The following is a 20,990-nucleotide window of genomic DNA, read 5'->3' as shown; positions in this document are numbered from 1 at the left end:
AAGCGGGCGGATGAAGGAACAAAGGCCGGAGAGAACCCGGCTGGCCGGAGGGACCAGCCGGGTCGGCGGAGACGTTTAGTTGCCGGGCTTGGCGAGGAGCTGGGGCAGCGCGAGTTCGTTGATCACGAGCGGATTTTGCTCCAGCAGGCGGGCGAGGTAGGTCTGGCGGTTGGCCTTGGCCTTCTCGGTGCGAATCTGCTGGGTGAGCTGGCCGCGGACCTGGTCGAAGGCGAGCGTCTGCGGCTCCTTCTCCTCGTGGATTTTCACGAAATGCCAGCCGTCATCCAGTTCGACGGGGCCGGCGATTTTCTCCAGGGCGAGACCGGCCACGGCAGCGCGGATTTCCGGGCGTAGTTGAGTCTCCAATACCCAGCCAGCCTCTCCACCGCGCTCGGCGCTGTTGCGCTCGTCGCTGCTCGTCCTGGCGATGGCGGCGAAGTCGGCGCCGGCAGCGGCGAGATCGTCCTCCACGGAAGCGAGCTTGGCGCGGGCCTTGTTGAGGGCGGCGGCCTCCTTGGGCTTGGCGACGAAAATCTGCGAGAGCCGCACCTGCCGGGGGACGATGAGCTGGGCCTTGTTGGCCTCGTAGAGCGCCTTCAACTCGGTCTCCGAGGGAAATCCCTCGGGCGGGAGCGAGACGGCCTGGAGATAGCTTTCGACGAGGGCGTTTTCGCGGGCGCGCTGGAGCGCGGTCGCGGCGGCGGGCGACTGGTCCCACTTCTTTTCGAGTGCTTCCTTGAGCACGATCTGGCGGGCGAGCAGCGAGCGCACGGCCTGGTTGAGCAGGTTGGGATCGCGGGCGAGCGCGGCCTGCTCCTGCGGAGCGAGCGTTTCGAGCGAGGCGCGGATGTCCTCGATCTTGATCTCGGTGTCGCCGGTGCGGGCGAGGACGCCGGGGCTGGGCTCCTGCGCGTGCAGGGCCACAGCGGCGCCAAAACTCAGGGCGGTGGATAGAATCGGTTTGATATTCATGGGTTGGGAAGAGGGAACGGTGTTCATGGGAGGAGCACGGCGGGGCCGTGCAGTTGAAGGTTAAGGTTCGGGTTGAAGTGAAAGTTAGCGGGTGGCCTTGTTGTCGGTGATGCGGTCGGCGTAGTCCTGCACGAGGGTCTGCAACTCGACGCGCTTGGTGCGGACGAAGGGCTCGCGGGCGGTGAGGGCATCGCCCAGGCCGAAGCGCTCCAGCCGCGTGAGGATTTCCTGGGAGAGACGCACCAGGGCCACGTTCCTGGTCTCGCGGTCGGCCGCGCGGCGCTCCCACTCCGCACTCACGGCCTCAAGGCGGTTGCGCTCGGCATCCAGTTTCAGTGCGAGGGCGTTCGTGTCCTCGGCGGTCTTTTTCCACTGCGCACCGGTCGCGGTCAGTTCGGCGATTTTCGTGTCTTTTTCGCCGATCTGTTTGTTCAGGGCCTCCGCCGTTTTCTCGGCGGCGGCGCGGTCGGCCTCGGCCTGCTTCTTCACCGCGGCCAGCTCTTTTTTGAAGGCGTCGCGCTCCTTCTCGATCTCGTCCTTCACGAGCTGGAGGGCGGCGAGGTCGGTCTGTGCCGAGCGCAGTTGCAGGGTCGTGGCGCGCAGGGCTTCGCGCAGGCGCAGCTCGGTCTGCGCGGCCGCGTCGGCGGGCTGCTGCGCGAGAGCGACACCGGACAGGCACAGGCCGACAAGCGCGTGTAGAAGAATTTTGGATACGGTTTTCATGAGGACGGGTCAGAACTTCGCGTTGAGGTCGATTTGGAGGGTATCGACGCTGAATTTGGGGCCACCGATGCTGTCGGAGCTCATCCAGAGGATGCGGGACCAGACGCGCTTCGAGAGCGCCAGGCTGGCGCCGAGCGTGTAGCCCTTGACGTTGGTGCCGCCGAGGCCGAAGTCGGAGTCGGTGAAGGCATCGACCACCGCGTCGGTCTCGACGTGGCGGTAGCCGAGGCTGACCTGCCAGTCCCACCGTTTGGTCAGCGCGGGGTGGCCGGCGTTGAACTGCACCAGCCAGCCGAGGCTGCCTCCGTCGTAAACGCCGCCGGGACCGAAATTGTTCACGGCCTCGGAGGCGACGTGCGCCTCGTCATAGGCGAGGTTTTTGACGACCTCGGCGTCGAGCCAGAGGTGAATCGGGTCGAAGCCCTTCCAGGAGGCGCGAGCGGTCAACGCGACTTCGCGGAAGGGAGACGCCAGGCCGAAGTATTGATACTGATTCGTGAGGGTCGTCCCATCCGGGTAGTATTCCGGGATGTTGCGCAGGGCCATGTAGGTGTTGCCCTTTTGGGCGAAGGCCGGGCGTGTGCCGTCGGTGTCGCCCGGATCGTTCGCATTGAGCGGGATGTAGGGGCTGGAGAGACGGCCATCGACCTTCTCGAAGGCGTAGTAGGCGGCGGCGACTTTCAGGTCGAAGTCCTTGCTGACCTTCCAGTCGAAGCCGAGCTGGGCGGCGTAGAGCCACTTGTCGTCGCTCTCGAACTTGGTGGGGTTGGTGGTCGCGAAGTTGAGGTCGGTGTTCCAGACCGGGAAGATGCCGGCGGTGAAGAACGGCGAGACAGCTTCGCCGATGCCGTAGCGGGCCTGAAGAAGCGCGCCGTCGAACCCGAGGTCGTTCGCCCAAAGGAGATTTGTGGCGAAGAAGGGATTGTTGAAGCGGCCGACGGTCAGGGTGAGTTCGCGGTCGCCATAGTCAGAGGGCATGTCGTAGCGCAAGTAAGCGCGGTCGATCCACGCGGCGTATTTGGAGAAGCCGGGGCCGGAGCCGAGGGTCTGGTTGGCGGAGATCGGCGAGTTGCTGTCGCCGGTGGCGAGGCGGATGCCGGTCGCGAAGTTTTCGCCGAGGTCGATTTCGGCGCCGAGGCGGGCGCGGATGCGGACGCGCGAGCGGTCCTGATCGGCGTTGTAAAACGGGGGACTGGTCGTGGTGTTGAGGTCGGAAATGTCGAAGGGCGACCCGGTGTTGATGGCGTTGAAGTTGATGAAGGGGTTCGCGGTCGGGCTGACGGCATTGTCGCCGGGAAACCCGATTCCTTCGTAGCGGAAGCGGAAGTCGCCGGCGAAGCGGTAGCGGGACACCCACTCGGGCAGGGCGCGGGGGCTGGCCCAGTTTTCCTCGCGGGCCTGCTTCATGACCTCCTGCTTGATGTCGTCGCGAATCTGCTCTTTCACGATCTCCGGCACGTAAGCCACGCGCATCTCGTCGGGCGCGGGAGCGGCGGCGGCCTGCGCGGCGGCGGTCTCGGCGGCGGCCTGCCGGATGAGCGCTTCGCCCTGATCGGGCGTGAACACTTTCTGCTCCACCAGCAGGCGGACCAGGTTGACCGCGAACTTCTCCGACGGATCGACGGCCGTCGCATCCTGCGCGGACAGGCCGGGTGCGAGGAGGGCGAGGGTCGCGGTGAAGAGGAGCGCCGTGCGGACGGTGACTGGCTTGAAGGGAACGATGTTCATCTGGTTTCTTGGAAAATTAGTGGGAGCGCTGGCCGGTGAGGCGCAGGACGATGGGTTGCGGCATGTCGGCCGGGGCCTCCCCCGGATTCAGGCTCACGAGCACTTCGGACTGGAGGGCACGGTCGAGGTCGGGATCGCCGGTGCTTTCGGCGAGTTCGGCGCGGACCACCCGGCCGCCCTCCACCCACAGGCGCACCACGGTGGTGAGTTCGGAGCTGCGGGTTTTCTTGTGATTCAGGAGGGCACGCTGAATCTGCGCGCTCAGGCGGCTGTTGTAGGCGCCCCAGCGGCTGCCGCCGCCTCCGCCACGAGGACCGAAACCGGAGCCGGTGCCGCCGATGATGCCGCCGTGGCCGCTGCCGGCCAAACCGAAGGCATTGGGCGAGCCGTCGCCCTGGATGTTGGTGCCCATCGCCTCGCCGCCGGCGTCAGGGGCATCGGAAGCCGGCGCATTGTCGGGTGCCTCGACGGGAGCCTCGGGCGTGGGCTCGGCGACGGTCATCTCCTGCGGATTGACCGGCGTGTCCTCGGGCCGGGGCTGCGGCTCCGGGCGAGGCGGCGGGGGTGGCGGAGGTGGAGGCGGCGGCAACGCCACGCGCACGACCGAAACCTCCGGAGCCGGACGGGGCGCGGGCTTGCCTCCCGAGGAAAACCGGAACGCAAGCGCCACCACTCCGCCGACTGCGAGGGCGGCGAGACTGAGCAGCACGGCCCGTTTCCGGAAAAAGCCGTAGATGCCCTTGGCGTCGTCTTGTTCGAGCGTGTCCATTTATTTCGGGGGCTGGGTTGCCAGACCGATTTGCGTGAGGCCGACGCGGCCGAACACGTCGAGGACATCCATGACGCCCTGGTATTGCGTGAGCCGGTCGCCGCGCACCACGACGGGGAAGTCGGCGTGCTTCGCCTTGTGCTCCTTGAGACGTTGTTCGAGTTGTTCGAGCGTGACGGGAACGGTATCCAGGAAAATCTTACCCTGGTTGTTGACGGTGACGGCCCGGCTCTTCGTCTCGCTGAGGGTCGGCGCCGGGCTGCTCTTGGGCAGCTCGACCTTGACGCCAGTCACCCCCGCCGTGGTCATGATGATGAAGATCAGCAGGAGGACCAGGTAGAGGTCCACCATCGGGGTGACGTTGATGTCGTCGTAGGACTTGTTGTCGTCGCCGGCGTCCATGTCAGGTTTCCTTTCCCTGGCGGTTGATGTCGGCCGGCGCGGCGCGGTCGGCCGGCGTCGGATAAAACTCGGCCATCGAGGTGACGAACTCGTCGATGAACATGCGCATGTTGGAGGTCATCTCCTTGATGCGGGTGTTGAGGTAGCTGTAGATGAACAGCGCGGGGATCGCGACGAGCAGGCCGGCCACGGTGGCGAGGAGGGCCGAGGCGATGCCGGGCGCGATGGAGTTGACCTCCACTTCGCCGGTCTTGGCGATCACGGCGAAGGTGATCATCACGCCGACGACGGTGCCGAGGAGGCCGACGTAGGGACCGCCGGCAATGCTGATCGTCAGATAAATCAGGCCGCGGTTGAGGCGGTGCAGTTCACGGGTGAGGCCGGAGTCGAGCTTCGTCTTGATCGCCAGCATCGAGCGGGAACTCAGGCCGTGAAAACCGTCCTTGTTTTGCAGGCGATGCCGGATCTCCTCCGAACCGATGTGGTAGATGTGGTAGAGCGGGGTTTCCTCGATCAGCTTCTGCGTCTTGCCGTTGACCGTGCCGCCGAACGACTTGACGCTTTCGGCGTTGCTGTGATCGAGGACGGTGAGGTCGGTGGACACTTGCTTCCACTGCGCGAGGAAGGCTTCGGTGCCCTTGTGAATGCGGTTGAGGTAACTGAACTTCCCGATGGCGACCGCCCAGCCGACGATGATCATGATGATGCACACGAACACCGCGATCCAGCCGTCGAACATCATGTTTTTGGCGATGTCGCCGAAGAGGAAAAGGTGCTGCGCAGCTTCCGTCAGCGCGCCGCCGTGCGCGCCGGCCCCCGCCACTTGGTCAGGGCCAATCGCGAGAATCTGCGTCTCCCCGCTCTGGCTGAGCGTGGCGAAACGGAGCGCGGCTTCGGACCGGGCGGTTTTGGCGATCTGCAACTCGACGAGTTCGCCACCGAAGCCGATGTAGCCCGGAATGGTGTCCGCTCCGAGGCTCGCGGGCGTGGCAAGGGCAGGCAGCGCGGCGGCGAGCGTGCCGCGGGCTTCTCCGCCGACATGGACGGTGATCTGCGAGCCCTCCGCCACCACGGAGAGATGCTGCCAGACACCGGCGACCAGCGGAGCCGACGCCGGGGTGCGCTGGGTGCGTCCGGCGGCGGTCACTTCCACGAAGGGCACGCCTTGATCCAGACCGATGACGAACGCGGCGCTGGCACCGTCGCGGCGGCTGTAGATCACGGCGTTGGCGGGGAGAATCACCGGCTTGATCCAGGCGCTCCAGGTCAGCGCGGCCCCGGCGGGCAGGTTGAGACTTTCCGAGGCGGGGATAGTGATCGAACGGGTTCCGTCGAAGAGAACGCCGGTGCCGATCAGCGAGCCTTCGACGGGCACGCCCGCGGTCGTGGAATGGTTTTCATTGCCGGAGTAGTCGCGCGCGGGCTGGCCGCGCTCGCCGAAGTGATACACGAGTGCGGTGGCGTCGTCGTAGGTGGCCTTCGCCTCCCCGGCCGGCGCGGCGGCGGGGTTGCCGTAGTAGAGCCAGATTTTTGCCGGCTCGCCGATCTTGACCACAGGGACCTTCACCCAGGCGAAGGCTTCTCCGAGGAGCGCATCGTATTGGGCGATGTGATACGGGAGCGGCGTCTTGTCGTCGGCCGCAACGAAGCGGAGGTCAGCTCCGTCCTCGCGGGCGGACGAAAAGCTGAAGTTGCCGATGTGCAGGCGCACCAGCACCGGCGCGTTCTCGACCGGCTGGGCCTCCGGCGCAGGCGCCTCCACCGTGAGCTGCTTGCGCAGGGTCCAGTTATCATCCCACCAGGCGTGCGCGGGGCTGGTCAGGGCCAGCAGTGCCGCAAGGCATGGCATCCATTTGCAGAGGGCGGTAGTCGCTCGTTTCATAGGTATCGCGTTGAAGTGTTGGGTTAAAATTCGCTCCAGAGTCGGAAGGTGAGCCGGGGGTCGTTTTTCTCGGTGTGCTCGCCTTCGAGCAGCGGCAGGCCGAGATCGAGGGAGCCGTTGAAGTGCTCCTTCAATTTGAACCGGAAGCCCGCGCCCACGCTGCCGAGCTGGAAGCGCGACTTCTGGCCGGGCAGCGGTTCGTTGAGGGTCAGCCCGGCCCACTCGGCGAAGGTGTGCAGGCGCAGTTCGTCGAAAAAACCGCCGAACGTCAGCGAGGGCGTGCGCAGTTCGAGCGTGGCCCCGAAGGCGTTGTCCGCGGTCACTTCCGATTCGAGGTAGCCGCGCACCGTGCCGAGGCCACCCGCGCCGAACTGTTCGCCGGAGAGCAAGGGCTGGCCGGCGAACTGTCCCTGAATCTTGCCGAAGAGTTTCCAGTCGTCGGGCAGATCGCGGGTCTGCGAGAGGTCGGCGCGGACGTAGAGGTAGCTGCCGCCGGACTTGTAGCGTTTGTTGTCCCACTCCGAGGGATCGCTGCCGAGGCCGCGGATGTGCAGGTGCGCGCCGATGTTGAACTGCGTCACGGCGTTTTCTCCCACCCAAGTGGACGAATACTCCGCCGACATTGGATAATAGGTGATCGGCGTTTGCAGCGCGCCGGGCGCGCCGGTGATGGTGAGGTCTTCCTCGAACTTCTTGTAGTCGATGCCGAAGGTGAGGTTGTGATAGTAGTTCGTCTTCGGCGGGAGCGAGATGATGGCACGGACGCCGACGATTTCGCCCCGCCCGGCCACGTCGAAGGTGCCCAGCGTCGAGACATCGCTGTCCTGCTTCACCGCCTGCACCAGCAGGCTCACCGGCTTGTCGGGTAGTTTGGCGAGGTAGAAGGCGGAGAAGACTTTCGCGTCATCCGTCCGCTCGGGTGCGACCTGAAAGCTGAACCCGGCCGAATGGCCGAGCTGCCAGAGATTGTCATAGCGCAAGGAACCGCTCAACCGCAGAGGCTTGGTGTCCGAACTGTAGCGGTTGTTCAGCTCCAGGCTGCCGTGCAAGGGCAGCTTGTCCTCGACGTTGAGGTCCACGTCCACCGTGCCCGGCACTACGCCGGCGCGCAGCGTCGGGATCACCTTGCGGTCGGAGTGCTGGTTGAGCGCCACGATCTCCCGCTCCACGTTCTGGAAGTTCGGGGTCTGCCCTTCGGCCAGCGATGGCACGGCCTCCTTGATTTCGTTCAGGTCGAAGTAGCGCGAGCCATGCACCCGCAGACGGCCTACGGTGCCTTCGACGACCTGGAGCCGCACGATGCCGCCCACCACTTCCTGCGGCGGTATCTGCACCCCGATCGACTGGTAGCCGGCGGCCTGATACGCCTTCTCCAGCGCCAACCGCGCCGCCTCGACGTCCTCGACCGTGCGCAGTTTGCCGAGATACGGATAGACCGCCCGCTCCACATCCTTTTGCGGCAGCTTCACCGAGCCGCGGATGCGGTATTCCCAAATGTCGAGGCGCCTCGGCTCCGCGGTCTCGGCGGCTTGCATCGTCGGACCACAGGCCAGGCACGCCAGGCAAAGGAGAGTGAGGACATGAAAGAAAGAGTGATGCACTACAAAGAAAAGAAATGGGTCCGCGCCTGACCGGCGCGGAAGACGAACGGAAGAGAGGACGTGAGGAGAAAAATCGGTTTGGTAAGGATGGCGTCGGTTTGGAGAGACAATTCGGGTCTCACCTACAGAGACCGGTTTTTCGGAGCCGACCTGCTAGAGCCGTTTGTTACGTATCGGTTACAAACCACGTCCCTCGATCCGGCCTTCCGCCATGCCGGACGAAAATCAATAAGTATCCATATAAAGGATACAAATTGACAATCACATGCCCATCAAGAGAAACGCCCCATCCATGTTTCGCGTGAATGCCAAATTTAGTGTTTCGCCCGCGTTCCGGTCTCGGCGTAGAAATTTTTTTTGGCCGGCCGGCCATTCGGCACTCACGCTTTTTTAACTTGGCAGTATTAAACCGCACCGATTGTTTTCCCGTTCCTCCGCATGGATAAACGCCTTGAATAAGTGGAGGCGGTTCCGGGAGGTGGCGGAGAAAACGCCACAAGAATGTCACGCGGACACTAGCAGGTTGTCGCATGAAAATGGGTCTAATTAGGCGTGAGCTCTATCCATTTTTGCCGCGCCTTCTTCCAGCACCTCTGGTGCGCGGGCATCGGCTGTGCGCCCGGCGGGGCGGCGCGCACGGTCGGGATGCTCGCCACCGTGATAGTCTTGGGAGCGGTCGGAACGGGCCTGCGGGCCGCGGACGCGGCCTCCGAGGACGATCCCATTCCCTCGAATGTGTCCATCGACACTTCCTCGCTGGGCAATCGCCCGGTCACACTGGTCAGGATTCTCCAGGAGGTGGAGAAGCAGACGGACTTCCGGTTCGTTTACGTCGCCAGTGATCTTCCGCTCAAGACCACTCTGCTGCTGGAATCCGGAAATACCGTTCCCCTCGACCGGCTCCTCAAGGACATCACGGTGATGCTCGACGTCGTCTTCCAGCGCTACGGAAAAATAATTGTCGCTCTTCCGCGCTGGACATCCCGGCAGGCCGACGCTGCCGCGCGGGACCGAGACGCCTCGCCGGTCACAACCATCATAGCCTTGAAGGGTCGCCCGTTTTTGTCCGCAACGCCTCAACTCAACCGGAGGTTTGATTCATGAAACCGGAATTCTCCAGCGACGAAGAGCTGATCGCCGCGCTTCGGAACAGCGACGAGCACGCCTTGCAGCTTCTGCTCAAAAGGTATCACGTCACCCTTTCCAAGTTCGCCTTCCTCATTTTGAAACGGCGCGATCTCGCGCAGGAAGCCTCGACCAATGTTTTCGTCAACATCTGGTGCCGACGGCGGTCGCTCCTCATCAAGACCTCCCTGCGCAGCTATCTTTACAGTGCGGTCAGCAACCAGGCGCTCAAGCTCCTCTCGCGGCAGCCAAAGCACGAACCTATCTCCCTGGAAGAAGTCTCTCCCGAGGAACTGGCGGACACGCGCAGGACCGACACCGAACTGCTCTTCAAGGAGTTTGAAGCCCAGATCGAGGACGTGCTCTCCCGGATGCCCGACCAGCGGCGGCTTATCTTCCGCATGAGCAAAATCGACGGAATGCTCTACAAGGAGATTGCGGATACGCTGAATATTTCCGAATGGACCGTGCAGAATCACATGGTCCAGGCCAACCGGCAGATCGCCGAAGCTCTCCCCGAGTTCCGCGCAAACTGGCTGAACCGGGATACCGAAGACCGGTGATTATTCCCTCTTCCCTGGCCGATGCCGCATCCCTTTTCCGGCGGGACTCCGTCGTATGGAAACATCTTTTTTCAAAAATTCTCGCGCCGCACTAGCAGGTTCAACCCCGCTTTTCGGGTCATTGTATGATGAAGTCTCCCATGAACACCGAGGATAACGATCTCCCCGCCTTCTACAAACTGGCGACCCGTTATCTTGTGGGTGAAGCCTCCAGCCGTGAACGTGACCGCATGGTCAAGATGCTCCAGCAGCCGGATCGCCGGCAGCTCTTCGATGCCATGCGGGCCGAGTTTGAGGGGAACGCTCCTTCTGGAAGCGACGATTTCGGTTTGGACGAGGTCAGCCGCAAACTCGCCGAGCTCACTGCCGGCGGAAGGAAAATCGTGCGGATGCCCAAGCGTCGCCTGCCTTCCTGGAAACCCTGGCTGCTGGCCGCGTGCGCCACGCTGGCCGTCGCCGTCGCGATTGTCGGCATCCAGACCGGACGGAACACCAACCGGCAGGCGTCCGAAATCTCATGGGTGACTTACGCCACGGGTCCGAGAGAGCGCCTGTATGTGAGTCTCCATGACGGCAGCAAAATCGTCCTGAATGCCGGCAGCACCTTGTCCAGCCCCGACTCCTTCGACGATCACACGCGCGTCGTCCGCCTGAGCGGCGAGGCATACTTCGATGTCAGCCGGGACGAGTCGCGTCCCTTCGTCGTGGAAACCACGACCCTGCGTGTCACGGTGCTGGGCACGCGCTTCAACGTGCGCGCCTTCAACGACGGCTCGCAGGCCCAGGTTGCCCTGATCAGCGGACGGGTAAAAGTGTCGGGAATCGGGCCGTCGGGCGAACTCGCGCCGGTGGAAATGACTCCGGGCCTGCAATACTCGTTCACCGCCAGAACCGGCGAAGGCAAGGTCGAGCCCGTGGCCGCCGAAGCCTCGATCCAGTGGACGAAGACGAAGGAGCCTCGCGCCTCCGCGCAAGCCCCTCTTGTCTTCGATCAGGAACCCCTGGCCTCGGTCGCGAGCAAGCTGGAGCAACGCTTCGGCGTTCCCTTGGAGATCAGCCAGCCGGAACTCGGGCAAAAAAAAGTCACCGGCCGCTTCGAGACTGAACCCCTGGAAGAGATTTTGAAAGTCCTCCGCATGGCCGGCGCATTCGACTATCGCCTCGTGCGGAAGGGCGAACAGATCGAGCGGGTGATTCTGTCCGCTCCATCGAAGCCAATTTCCTCAGAAAAGTGACTTCGGCCGGCGGCGCGCATCCTCGCGCCGAAGGCAGAGTCGCGTCCCGCCATCCCCTTCGGGGGAGCTGTTCTTCATGAAAACGATCCTGACAAATCCCCTCACCGGCCGGCGATCCGGCCGGAATCAACCGGAGGAATCGGACTCATGATCGTGTTTTTTCGCGAGGTCGGTTCGCTGCTGGAGACGGAGGCTTCCCGGCCTTCGTCCCGCCGCCCCTTCAAGATCGAACGCTGCCAGAAGCAACATGCGGCCCTCCAAAAAGCGGTGAGGGACCTGGGGCATGAGGTGGAACTCATTCCTCCCGCGCCGGAGTCTCCAACCGGCGTCTTCGTGAGCGATGAGGCGCTGCTCCTGTCCGAAGTGGCGGTGGTTCCCCGATCCGAACAGCCTCGCGCCGACCTCGACTCCATTTCCCGCGTGCTCGCCCAGCATCGCCCGGTGCAGCGGATTTCCGAGGGGGAAACGTTCAGCGGAAGCGACGTCCTGCCGATTGGCCATACCCTCTATGCGACGCTCTCTCCGCGCACCAACGCCGAGGGCATCGCCATCCTGCGGGAAATCACCCGCCCGTTCGGCTATGACGTGAAAACCGTCGAGGTGCGCGGCGAGGTTTCCTTGCGCGAAGCCTGCTCCTTCATCCCGCCCCGTTTCCTCCTCATCAATGCGGAATGGATCGACCCGGACGCCTTCGAGGACCTGTCCGTAATTCACGTCGCGCCGGACGAACCCGCCGGCGCCCCGACCCTGACTTTGGCAGACACCACGCTGGTCAGCGCCTCCTTCCCCGAGACGGAAAAGCGCCTGCGGGCCGCCGGCATCGCGACCCGCAAGGTGGATATTTCGGAGCTGGAAAAGGCGGGCGGCCATCTCGCCCGCCTGGCGCTGGTCAAAGAGCCGCGAACGGTAAGACCGGCGCCGGTGGAGCATGGCTCGGCTCTAAAAGTGGTGGAGACGCCGCAAGTGCCGTCGTCGGGGAAGGCGGCCCACGCGATCATTCACGGCGGCCTCGCGTATGTGTCGGCCCAGCTTCCGTTCGATCCGAATGCACCGGACGTGCCCAAATTATCGCCGGAGGAGCAGACCGAGCGGGTGCTGCGCAACGTCGCCGCCGTGCTTCATGCCGCCGGGAGCAGCCTGTCGGACGTGCTGCACGCCACCGTGCATCTGGCCGATCCCAAGCACCTCGAACGCATCGAAGCCACCTACGAACGGGTGTTCGCCGGCCATCGACCCACCCGCTCGGTCATCTCGAACCGGGCTCTGCCGGCCGGCGTGCTGGTCGAGATCGAGGTCGTCGCCGCCGTGACAAAACGAACCAGCATTTGAACACCAATCACAAGCCATGCCCGAAAAATCCACCGACGATCGTTACATTTTCATCCACCTGAAAGAATCGAGTCCAATGCCATTCATGATCCATGAGCCTCCAACGGACGCCGATCTTGTGCGCGCCCAGGCCGGAATTGTCCGGATTTTCCGCCTGGCGGACATGCACTACTTTGGGACGGAGGGAAGGTGGCTGCCGCTTGAAGAGCGGCCGTCCGAGACCTGATCGGACCGCTGGCGGCGCATCCAACCAGCCGCTGACTTTTTCGGAAGCAGGATCGAAGAATTTTAGGCCGCAGTTCCGTTGCCTTGCTTTAAGCGTAAGGCGCTAAAGCCCTTTCAGAAGGAGCCGATCACGGGGAGACTTGCATCTAAATAAGCATGTTATTCGTATCAATTATCTTACAAAACCCCAGGCCGTCGGCGACGTTTTGCGTCTAAATGGTTTTTCAGGCCCAAAAGGGAAGGTAGCTCCGATAACGAAGGGAGGTCGCAGTGGCATCGGCCAGCTTGATCTTACCCGCTTCCACCGTCTCGCGAATAATTCGGGAAACCGTCTCTGCCCGTTTCTCTGGCAGTTTGAAGCGCTCTCGCAGGCTCTGGTTGGTCATCCGTTCGTTCATGACGTAACGCAGGCAACAATGCTGATAACAGGCACGCACCCGGTCACTGCGATCCATGTCTTCGACATCTTTGTGGCCAAACAACACCACAATCGTGCGTCGCTCTCCCACGCGAAAATCCGGAGCCGGTAGCTGGAATGCCTCGGTAGCCTGCACGACTTTGTCGATGCCACTACCCTTCTCTTCGCAGATGCCGAAGCGGCGCATGAGGTCGGCGAGCCTTTCGTTGCGAGACTGGTATTCGTCAATGAACCGGTCCGTAGGGATAAAGGGCCGGCCAGGGCTGGAAATCTCCAGTCGGTCCGAATAGATTTCAACCATGACAGAGGTGCCGCTTTCCGTGAAATCCTGATGAATGAGCGCGTTGGCGACCAACTCGCGGATGGCCAGTTCGGGAAACATCTTCACGTCCTCGCGCAAGGCTTGCCCGATTACCTCGTTGGCCGGGATTTGCCCGTTGATGAATTCGATCAATCCTTGGAAATCCACCGCATAACCTTTCGTGCGAGGCACCTCAGGTCGTGCTTTCAATTTACCGGTGCCCTCGTAGGAGACCACGCGAGGCGCTTTGCGATGCAGCCCATCGAACTCATCAAGCCGCTTCGCGAAGAGCACGGCACCAAGGTTGGAAACCGCCCAGCCAGCGCCGTCGCTAGCGATAATTTTTTCCCGACTCAGCCGATCAAGAACAGCGTCGCGGGTCGCCGGATAGGGCAGTTTCAGCAGATCGAAATAGGCTTGGGTGTCGAGAAGCCGCACGACGTCGTCCGGCGTGCAATTGGGTTTGGCGACTTGGGCTAGCCAGTCCGGCTGGCCCTCAGCGAAAATCTGCCGTAAACGATCTTCCGTCATAGCCACCGTGTCCTCGGTGGAACGCATCAGATACGCACCCTCAAATTGGTAAGCCGTGCCGACCGGACGCGGCGGAATATGCAGGATGACCACGCGGCCATCCGGGTGGGCCACTTCCTCAACATCCACCCGGAACCGCAACTTGGTGAAAATCTTGCTCGCAAGGTCCGATGTATCGGGGAATGCGGTGCTGCCGACAACCCGGCGAGGAGATCTGTCCGATACTCCCATCACAAACTTCCCACCACCTTCGTTCGCCAAGGCCACGCAGTAGCGGTAGAGCTTGGTCAGATCGTATTGGTTCTTTGCTTCCTTGAACTCCAGATGTTCGCTCTCCCGGGGAGCGGTTAGCCAGTGTTCCAGTTCTGTGGTGCTTATGCTCATTCTCTGGGTCATTAACGTCAGAAACAGCGTTGTTTCCCGTGCAAGAAAGGCGAGCCGGTTTCCTCAAGGATTCTGGCAATGAAGGGCTCGGAAGGAAAATGGGCGTGACGTGGTTTGGGTCGCCAGAGCTCCACGCACCTATCCTTGCGGTGCGTAGCCACGGCCCGTCCAGCGCCCAGTCGCTGGCGTGCCTGACTGGGCCGACTGTGCCCCATCTGTGGGCAAAATCACTGCGTCATTCGCTGTCCCTGCCGCTGGGTCAGTTCCTCCCGGTGGGCCTGCTGCAAGTCGCGGCGGGCTTGGGCGCGGGTAATGATGCGCTCGGCGGTCGCGAGGTCTCCGCCGGCCTCAAGGAACGCCTTCACCTCATGCTTGGTGCGGATGTGATCGGCCGGGCCCATTTCCTTGACCCGGAGTTTTTCGGTGATGAGACGAAGCGCTTCCGGCTCGTTGCGGAGCGCGACAACAGTCGCCGCGGTGATGGTGGAGCTGTCGTTTTTGGTCATGACAGAGGTGGGCGGTTAAGCCGGTCTGAGGGTTACTTTCCTGTAGCCGTTGGTGCAATGGCGAACGACCGCGGTGTGGTCCGGCAGTCGTCGAAATTCATGGGGTTTGATGCGGTATTCCTCGACTCGTTGATGAGTGTAGGACGTGTGATCGGCACCGGAGGTGCGGGAGGAACGCTCCACATAATGTTTGCCGAGGGCGTTGGCGCAACGCAGGGCGTCGGCCTCGGAGGCGGCGCGATACATGAAAAGATTCTTCAAATTGAGGGCCAAAACCTCGGCTTGTTCCTTGGTCTGCGGCGGAATCAGGGACTCGAACGCCTGCGCGGAGACGATCAGCATGAGCATACAATCGCGCAGCCGGTCCACCACGTTGAAGTCGCTCGTGCCATCGTGACTGGCGGTGATGGCGTTCTGAAATTCGTCGCCCACGTAAATGAGCTGATTTAGCGCATACTTTTCCCACGGCGGAAGCGCATAGCGTCGGAGGGCGTGCCGGTAGAGCAGCAGCTTCATCGCGGTGAAGATATATTGCCGCTCCGTGGTAAAATCCTGCGGCACGTCGATGCAGAAAATCTTTCCCTGATCGACGTCGGCGATGGAACAGGTGTCGGGTTCGTCGGAGCTGAACACCTCGGCGATCTCCGGGGTGCCGAGGTATTCGAGGTAGTTTTGGGAGGTGCCGATTTCGCCGGCGCGCTGCTCCTTCGCCTCGTGCTTGAGGTAGGTTTGTTCCAGGGTTTCGGCCAACTGAATGCGCCGTTCGGTCGGCGCCAGGTTGGTCAATTTGTCCAGCGCGGCCCGCAATTCCTTTTCCGAGGTGAGCAGCGCGTAGGCATTGGTGGCCGTGGCCGGCCGGCCGATGTCGGCCAAAAGTTCCAGCGCCCGGCCAATGTGGGACGCGCCCTTGATCTTGAAAAAACTCTTCTCGTCCTTCGGGTTCAGGGCCGCCGCCGTGTCCACCAAAATGCGGGCGCGGGTCGTGAAAGGCAGGCGGACGTCGCTGGTCACGTTAAGCCGGTGGGCAGGCTTTTCCGTCTCTCCGACCATCCGCGGGCGCAGGTGAATCAGATCCTTTTCGCGACCGTATTTCTTCGCGAGGGCTTCAAGCTGGAACCATTCGTCGCCCTTGTTGGCGATGACGACGCCGCCAAGCTTCGGGTTCCGTTTGAGGAGCGCGGCGAGCAGCCCGTTCATGCCGGAGGTCTTGCCGGAGCCGGTGTCGCCGGTGAAAAAGAAGTGCCGGTTGGCCTTGTCGCGGGTCCACCGGAAGCCGGCATAGGTGAGCACGATTTCCCACCGGTCGGCGACGATGCGGCCGGCCGGATCGCGCACGAAGCGGCGATGGTCGGCGAAAAGCAGTAGCGAACCGGCGAGGATGCAGGCCGCCGCGCCGGCCACATACGACCACGGAGGCGGCAGGCGTTCGCTTCCCGCGAGGCCGGAAAACGCGACAAAAAGCGCGAAGGAAAGCGCCGTCGGAGCGCTCAAACCGGGCTCGTTGTGGTGCAGATTCCGGTGGATTTTCCAGCCCGCGAGGACGAGAAAAACGAGCGCGAGGACGAACAAACCGACCGTGATGGCGTGCGGATCATACAGCCATTGGCGCAGCAAGACAGGTGGTGGAGGAAGCGCCTTCATCGCATTTCGACGCATCAAGGAAAGCCGGATACGGGCGACGGGCGAGAGGGGGCGCATACCGAAAAAAGGATAGATGCGGGCGTGTCGGATCGTGCGGGCTCGGGGGCTCCGAAACCTAAGCCCCGGCATAGGGTATTGCGTCTGTTGCCAAAAAGGGGGAGCGACCCACGCCCACCCCAAGGTTTCGCCGTGACCAAACCGGCACCGAAAAAACGCGCGAGCTTTCCGTGCGCTACCGCATTCGGGACAGCACGATTGCCGTGGATTGGGAACACGCGCTCCGTTGAGCCGCGACACGATTCTGGCGCTCTGTTAAGGCATGATCACCGTCGGGGTCATTCGCAACGGAGCCACCTACCTTTCGCATCACCTGCGGAAGAACGACTATTGGGCGGAAGGCGAAAAGGAAGTGCGCGGCGAGTGGATCGGTGAAGGTGCGAAGGCGCTCGGCCTGGCCGGCGCGGTGACGGACAAGCCGTTCGACGCGCTGCGGCAGAACCGGCATCCGGAGACCGGCGAGCCGTTGACCGCCCGCGACCGGGAAAACCGCGTGGCGTTTTTCGACGTGCAGCTTTCGGCTCCGAAGGACGTGAGCGTGCTGGCGATGGTCGGCGGCGACGAACGCATCCGGGAGGCGTTCGTCGAGTCGGTGAAAACCGCGCTTGCGGAGATGGAACGCTTCGCGGCGGTGCGCGAGCGGCGCGGCGAAGCGGTCGGCACCGAAGCATTTCGCCTGACGGGCAATTTCGTGGGCGCGCTGTTCCTGCACGATACGAGCCGCGACCTCGATCCGCAGTTGCACGCGCACGCGGTGCTGGCGAACGCGACGTGGGACGCGACGCGCAACGAATGGCTGGCCTTGCAGCCGGCGGAGATGCTGCGGGCCTCGGCGTATCTCCGGCAGGTCCTGTATCGCGAACTGGCGGGCCGGCTGCGAGCGCTCGGCTACGAGCCCTATGAGATGAACTCGAAGGGGTTTTCCGTGCGCGGCGTCGAGCACCTGCGCGAACGCTTCTCCAAGCGAGCCCGGCACGTCCGGCAACTCGCCGAGGAATTCGCGAAGCAAAAGGGCCGGAAGCCGACCAAGCGGGAAACCGAAGTCCTCGTGCGCGAGTCGCGCGAGGACAAGCTGACGGAAGTGAGCACGCCGGAGGTTCGCGCCAGGCAGCGGAAGGAACTGAACGCGGACGAAGCGCGCCGGCTGGACGATCTTGTGCGGACGGCGCGGGCGAAAGCTCCGCGCGAGCAACCGTCCATCGGGCAGGCGCGGCGCGTGCTGGACGCCGCGCTGCGGCACGTTTACGAGCGCAGCAGCGTCGCCCGCGAGGGCGAGGTGCTGAAAGCCGCGCTGGAGCTGCATCCCGATTTCTACCGCTGGCGGGAGCTGACGCAGGCATTGGCAGAGCATCCCGAAGTCATCCGCCGCGAAGGTGAAATGAGCCTGCGGGCGATCCGGGACGAGGAGTCGGCGACCGTGCAACGCGTGCAAGCGGGCCGCAACACGCGCTTCCCGCTCGGAAACCCCGCGCACCTGCCGGCGAGCCTGACGCCCGGTCAGGGCAACACGGGGCAGGCTCTGCTCAACAGCCGGGACTTCGTGACGGTGCTCGTCGGCGACGCCGGCACCGGCAAGACGACGCTGCTGACAGCGGTGGAGCAGGCGCACCTGCTTTCCGGCGGCCGGCGTTTCATCCCGCTGGCGCCGACCACCCGCGCCCGCGATGCCCTGGCGGGGAGCGGGTTCGAGGCGGCCGACACCGTTCAGCGTTTCCTTGTGAGCGAGGCGATGCACACGGAGGCGGCGGGCCGCGTGCTGTTGGTGGACGAGGCCGGGCTTCTCTCCACGCAACAACTCGAACACCTGACGCGGATCGCGGAGGACGTGCGCGCCCGCGTGCTGCTGGTCGGCGACACAAAGCAGCACTACAGCGTCGAACGTGGCGACGCGTTGCGGAACGTCGTGACACATTCGGGCACCCCGGTCGTCCGCTTGGCCGAGGTGTTGCGCCAGCGCGGCGAAGCGGACCGGCAGTTCAGCCGCCTGCTCGCCTCCGGCCGCATCGGCGAGGCGTTCTATTACGCGGACCGTCGCGGCCTGTTTCGCGAGGCCGGCGACGACGAGGCGATGTTCGCCCAGGCGGCGGAGCACTACGCCGGGAACCGGAAGAGCGGCGTCGAGACGATGGTGGTCATTCCGTTTTGGGAAGAGATTGACCGCTTCAACCAGCACGTCCGGCCGGCGCTGCGCCGGGTCGGACTGCTGGGGGACGCGGAGGTGTCGCGCGAAGCGGTGCGGCCGCTGACATGGACCGAAGAACAGAAGGCGCATTGGGACCAGTATCAGGTCGGCGACCGGCTGCTCTTCATTCACGACGTGAACTTCCACAAACGCGGCACCGCGGCCGAGGTCGTGGCGATCCTGCCCGACGGCCTGCGGGTGCGGGCCGAGTCGGGGCGGGAAACGAAGATCACGCGGCGGCAACGCGCCGCCTTCGACGTGGGCCGGGCGCAAACGCTGCCGGTGTCGGCCGGCGAGCAACTGCTTATCCGCGGCCAGGACAAGGATCACGGGTTCGCCAACGGCGACCTGAAAACCGTGGCGGCGGTCGATCCCGAAAAAAACCGCATCGTATTCACAGACGGCGGGGAGCTGCCGCCGACCTTTGCCGCGTGGACCTACGGACACGCGCAGACGACCTACCGCTCGCAGGGCAGCACGTCGGAGGAGTCGCTGATCGTGCTGGGCGACGTGGCCGCGCGCTCGCTCAAGCTGCGGCAGTTCTACGTCGGCTCGACCCGCTACCGGGGCAGTCATGCGATCTACGTCTCCAGCCGTGCGGAGATTCTTCGCCAGTTGAGCCGGCCCGATCCGGGCCGCGAACTGGCCACCGAGTTCCTGTCCCGCCACGGGATCGCGGCCGAGATGCGACAGGCGCGCGGCCTGCGGGCCCGTATGCGAGCGGCGTGGCGGGCCGCGGCCGACGCCTTGCGCCGGAAGCAGGCCGGCCACCATGAGCGAAGGGAGGCGTGATGGAACGGCCAAGCTTCAGGAAGCCGAAGGAGCACTTCGACACGGATGCGCACCCGAGCCACGTCACCTTCGACGACGGCAAGAACACGCGGCGAAACATCCCGTGGATGCACTACGCCGAGGCGCGCTGGGATTACGCGGAGCCGGACACGATCAAGGTGGAGATCGGCGATTGGGTGGTTTTTCTGTCGGGCCACAACCTCGGCCCGCTTTTCGCCGCCATTGAAAACCACACTCTCGCGCGGGTGCGCGCCCACCCGGAATTCGCGGCGGATCGCGAGCGCGAGGCCGACACATTTGTCCGCGAGGTCCGTTTCGTGAAACCCGCGCCGCCCCGCAAGGGACAGTTGGAACTGGGCCTTGGATAAGCGGCGGGCGCATCTCTGTCGCGACGGGCTCCAATTTGGTTCCCGACCTTTCTCTATCCTTTTTTCGGTATAGACGGCCCCTTGCTTCGGGCAGGATGGGGTTCCCTTTATAGAAGCACGGAGCCACCCCGGCCGCACGGCGCGGCCGGGGTGGCTGCGAGGGAAACGGCCCCCATACGTGCCGGCACAAAACGGAGAAAACCACGATGACAACCCTGATTCTGGTGACGCCGTATCTGGCGTTCGTTTGCGGTGTGGCGTTAATGGCGAGAGCGCTGCACCTGTGGGAAAAGGAACCTCGGGAGGTGGGAACACGAGGCGTTTGGCGAAAGCTGGTGCTGATGGCTGTCGCGGTCCTGGCGATGCCCAACCTGGCTCATGCCCAGGTCGATCTGCGAACCGCGACCGAGTCCGGCAACGCGATTCTCATGTATCTGTGCGGAACGTTCGCCGCCGTCGGCATCGTCGCGGCGGGCGTCGCGATGATGATGGGCCGGCAAAGCATCGCGAAGTGGGCTTTTGTCGGCGCGCTGGTCTCGGGTCTCGCGTTCCCGATCGTGCGAACGATATGGGGCAACATGGGCATCGAGGCGTCGGGCGTCAGCTCGTTCGCGCCCTGACAACGTCACCCCAGCAAACGCACGACGATGAACGCCTCCCACCTCAACGAACACGACGCCAACCAGGGTGCGCAGTCCTCGGGGGAATTCCTCGGGATGACGGGCAACACCGGCTGGTATCTGTTCGGTTCGGGCGGAATGACCGTCCTCATGGTCATCCTGCTGTGGGGGATGCTCGGGTTGTCGCTCCTGATGTGCCTGCTGATCGGCGTGGTGCTTTGCACACTCTCGCTCGCGTATGTGTTCGCCCTGAAAAACAACAGGCCGGAGCACTACGACACGGACTTTTTCGAGTCGGCGTTGATCGAAGCCGGCGTGCTCGAACTCCAGTTCGGCCCGCGAACGCAACGCCTGATGAATCCCTTCACCGGGATGGCGTCGCCGGGGACGGCGGCTCCCGCCCGGCCGTTCGCCCGGCTGCCGTTCAAGGCGGCACCGCGGAAAATTCGCTCGTTGGGAACGCCGGCGCCGGCCGCCGAGACCGCAACCAGCGAGCCCACCGCGACAGAAAAACCCAAGGTCTCCGCCAAGAAAGAACCGGTGGTCACGCAGGCGGCCTATGAGGAGTTGCAGGACCGGCTGCACGCGGCGGAAGAGCGGCTGGAAGAAGCGTTCATCGAACGTTTGGAGGACTGA

At 63.7% G+C, this 20,990-nt stretch carries 21 protein-coding genes; 10 read left to right on the top strand and 11 right to left on the bottom strand.

Features of this window, described 5'->3' with window-relative positions; genetic code table 11:
- Nucleotides 1–75: 75 nt before the first annotated feature.
- Genes OPIT5_06315 through OPIT5_06280 form a run of 8 tightly spaced genes read right to left on the bottom strand, consistent with a single transcriptional unit; the run spans nt 76 to nt 8,187 of the window.
- Nucleotides 76–999, bottom strand: a complete 924-nt coding sequence (locus OPIT5_06315) for a peptidyl-prolyl cis-trans isomerase (GenBank protein AHF89895.1) — start codon at nt 997–999, stop codon at nt 76–78.
- A 57-nt stretch (nt 1,000–1,056) separates the two neighbouring features.
- Nucleotides 1,057–1,695, bottom strand: coding sequence for a hypothetical protein (locus OPIT5_06310; GenBank protein ID AHF89894.1), 639 nt, complete (start codon nt 1,693–1,695; stop codon nt 1,057–1,059).
- A gap of 9 nt (nt 1,696–1,704) precedes the next feature.
- Nucleotides 1,705–3,423, bottom strand: a complete 1,719-nt coding sequence (locus OPIT5_06305) for a hypothetical protein (GenBank protein AHF89893.1) — start codon at nt 3,421–3,423, stop codon at nt 1,705–1,707.
- A gap of 16 nt (nt 3,424–3,439) precedes the next feature.
- Nucleotides 3,440–4,192 carry a hypothetical protein gene (locus OPIT5_06300; protein AHF89892.1) on the bottom strand — a complete coding sequence of 251 codons (753 nt, stop codon included), beginning with the start codon at nt 4,190–4,192 and terminating at the stop codon, nt 3,440–3,442.
- Nucleotides 4,193–4,594: a transporter gene (locus tag OPIT5_06295; protein ID AHF89891.1), complete on the bottom strand. Its 402-nt coding sequence runs from the start codon at nt 4,592–4,594 to the stop codon at nt 4,193–4,195. It abuts the gene before it with no gap.
- Between the two features lies 1 nt (nt 4,595).
- Nucleotides 4,596–6,476: a biopolymer transporter ExbB gene (locus OPIT5_06290; GenBank protein ID AHF89890.1), complete on the bottom strand. Its 1,881-nt coding sequence runs from the start codon at nt 6,474–6,476 to the stop codon at nt 4,596–4,598.
- A 23-nt stretch (nt 6,477–6,499) separates the two neighbouring features.
- Nucleotides 6,500–8,077, bottom strand: a complete 1,578-nt coding sequence (locus OPIT5_06285; GenBank protein ID AHF89889.1) for a hemin-binding protein — start codon at nt 8,075–8,077, stop codon at nt 6,500–6,502.
- A complete protein-coding gene (locus tag OPIT5_06280; GenBank protein ID AHF94137.1) occupies nt 8,077–8,187 on the bottom strand; it encodes a hypothetical protein in 111 nt (36 codons plus the stop codon). The genes OPIT5_06285 and OPIT5_06280 overlap by 1 nt, the downstream gene beginning before the upstream one ends.
- A gap of 442 nt (nt 8,188–8,629) precedes the next feature.
- On the opposite strand from OPIT5_06280, the gene OPIT5_06275 reads away from it, so the two are divergent.
- The 6 genes from OPIT5_06275 (at nt 8,630) to OPIT5_06250 (ending at nt 12,555) form a co-directional block, all read left to right on the top strand.
- A complete protein-coding gene (locus OPIT5_06275) occupies nt 8,630–9,181 on the top strand; it encodes a hypothetical protein (GenBank protein ID AHF89888.1) in 552 nt (183 codons plus the stop codon).
- The gene (locus OPIT5_06270; protein ID AHF89887.1) at nt 9,178–9,765 is read left to right on the top strand and encodes an RNA polymerase subunit sigma-24; all 588 of its coding nucleotides are present in this window, start codon (nt 9,178–9,180) and stop codon (nt 9,763–9,765) included. Before OPIT5_06275 ends, OPIT5_06270 begins: the two co-directional genes overlap by 4 nt.
- The gene (locus OPIT5_06265; GenBank protein AHF94136.1) at nt 9,762–9,860 is read left to right on the top strand and encodes a hypothetical protein; all 99 of its coding nucleotides are present in this window, start codon (nt 9,762–9,764) and stop codon (nt 9,858–9,860) included. Before OPIT5_06270 ends, OPIT5_06265 begins: the two co-directional genes overlap by 4 nt.
- A 45-nt stretch (nt 9,861–9,905) precedes the next feature.
- A complete protein-coding gene (locus tag OPIT5_06260) occupies nt 9,906–11,000 on the top strand; it encodes an anti-FecI sigma factor FecR (GenBank protein ID AHF89886.1) in 1,095 nt (364 codons plus the stop codon).
- 147 nt (nt 11,001–11,147) lie between these two features.
- Complete coding sequence (locus OPIT5_06255; protein ID AHF89885.1) at nt 11,148–12,329, top strand: endoribonuclease L-PSP; 1,182 nt, start codon at nt 11,148–11,150, stop codon at nt 12,327–12,329.
- Between the two features lie 16 nt (nt 12,330–12,345).
- A complete protein-coding gene (locus tag OPIT5_06250; GenBank protein ID AHF94135.1) occupies nt 12,346–12,555 on the top strand; it encodes a hypothetical protein in 210 nt (69 codons plus the stop codon).
- Nucleotides 12,556–12,778: 223 nt separating this feature from the next.
- Here the strand turns inward: OPIT5_06250 and OPIT5_06245 are convergent, their stop codons facing one another.
- The 3 genes from OPIT5_06245 to OPIT5_06235 form a co-directional block, all read right to left on the bottom strand.
- Nucleotides 12,779–14,188: an MloB gene (locus OPIT5_06245; GenBank protein AHF89884.1), complete on the bottom strand. Its 1,410-nt coding sequence runs from the start codon at nt 14,186–14,188 to the stop codon at nt 12,779–12,781.
- 227 nt (nt 14,189–14,415) lie between these two features.
- Nucleotides 14,416–14,694 (bottom strand): hypothetical protein, encoded by a 279-nt coding sequence (locus OPIT5_06240; GenBank protein ID AHF89883.1) that lies wholly within the window; start codon nt 14,692–14,694, stop codon nt 14,416–14,418.
- A gap of 15 nt (nt 14,695–14,709) precedes the next feature.
- Nucleotides 14,710–16,335, bottom strand: coding sequence for a hypothetical protein (locus OPIT5_06235; protein AHF89882.1), 1,626 nt, complete (start codon nt 16,333–16,335; stop codon nt 14,710–14,712).
- A gap of 319 nt (nt 16,336–16,654) precedes the next feature.
- Between OPIT5_06235 and OPIT5_06230 the strand changes: the two genes are divergently transcribed.
- The 4 genes from OPIT5_06230 to OPIT5_06215 all read left to right on the top strand — a co-directional run bounded on the left by OPIT5_06230 (nt 16,655) and on the right by OPIT5_06215 (nt 20,990).
- The gene (locus tag OPIT5_06230; GenBank protein AHF89881.1) at nt 16,655–19,366 is read left to right on the top strand and encodes a conjugal transfer protein; all 2,712 of its coding nucleotides are present in this window, start codon (nt 16,655–16,657) and stop codon (nt 19,364–19,366) included.
- Entirely contained in the window at nt 19,366–19,734 is a 369-nt protein-coding gene (locus tag OPIT5_06225) for a hypothetical protein (protein ID AHF89880.1), read from the top strand. Before OPIT5_06230 ends, OPIT5_06225 begins: the two co-directional genes overlap by 1 nt.
- 206 nt (nt 19,735–19,940) lie before the next feature.
- Nucleotides 19,941–20,354, top strand: coding sequence for a hypothetical protein (locus OPIT5_06220; protein AHF89879.1), 414 nt, complete (start codon nt 19,941–19,943; stop codon nt 20,352–20,354).
- Between the two features lie 27 nt (nt 20,355–20,381).
- Entirely contained in the window at nt 20,382–20,990 is a 609-nt protein-coding gene (locus OPIT5_06215; GenBank protein ID AHF89878.1) for a hypothetical protein, read from the top strand.

It is taken from the genome of Opitutaceae bacterium TAV5, assembly GCA_000242935.3.
Lineage (GTDB): Bacteria > Verrucomicrobiota > Verrucomicrobiia > Opitutales > Opitutaceae > Geminisphaera.
The sequence above is the reverse complement of the archived record's forward strand: the minus strand, read 5'-3'. Positions and strand labels throughout refer to the sequence as shown.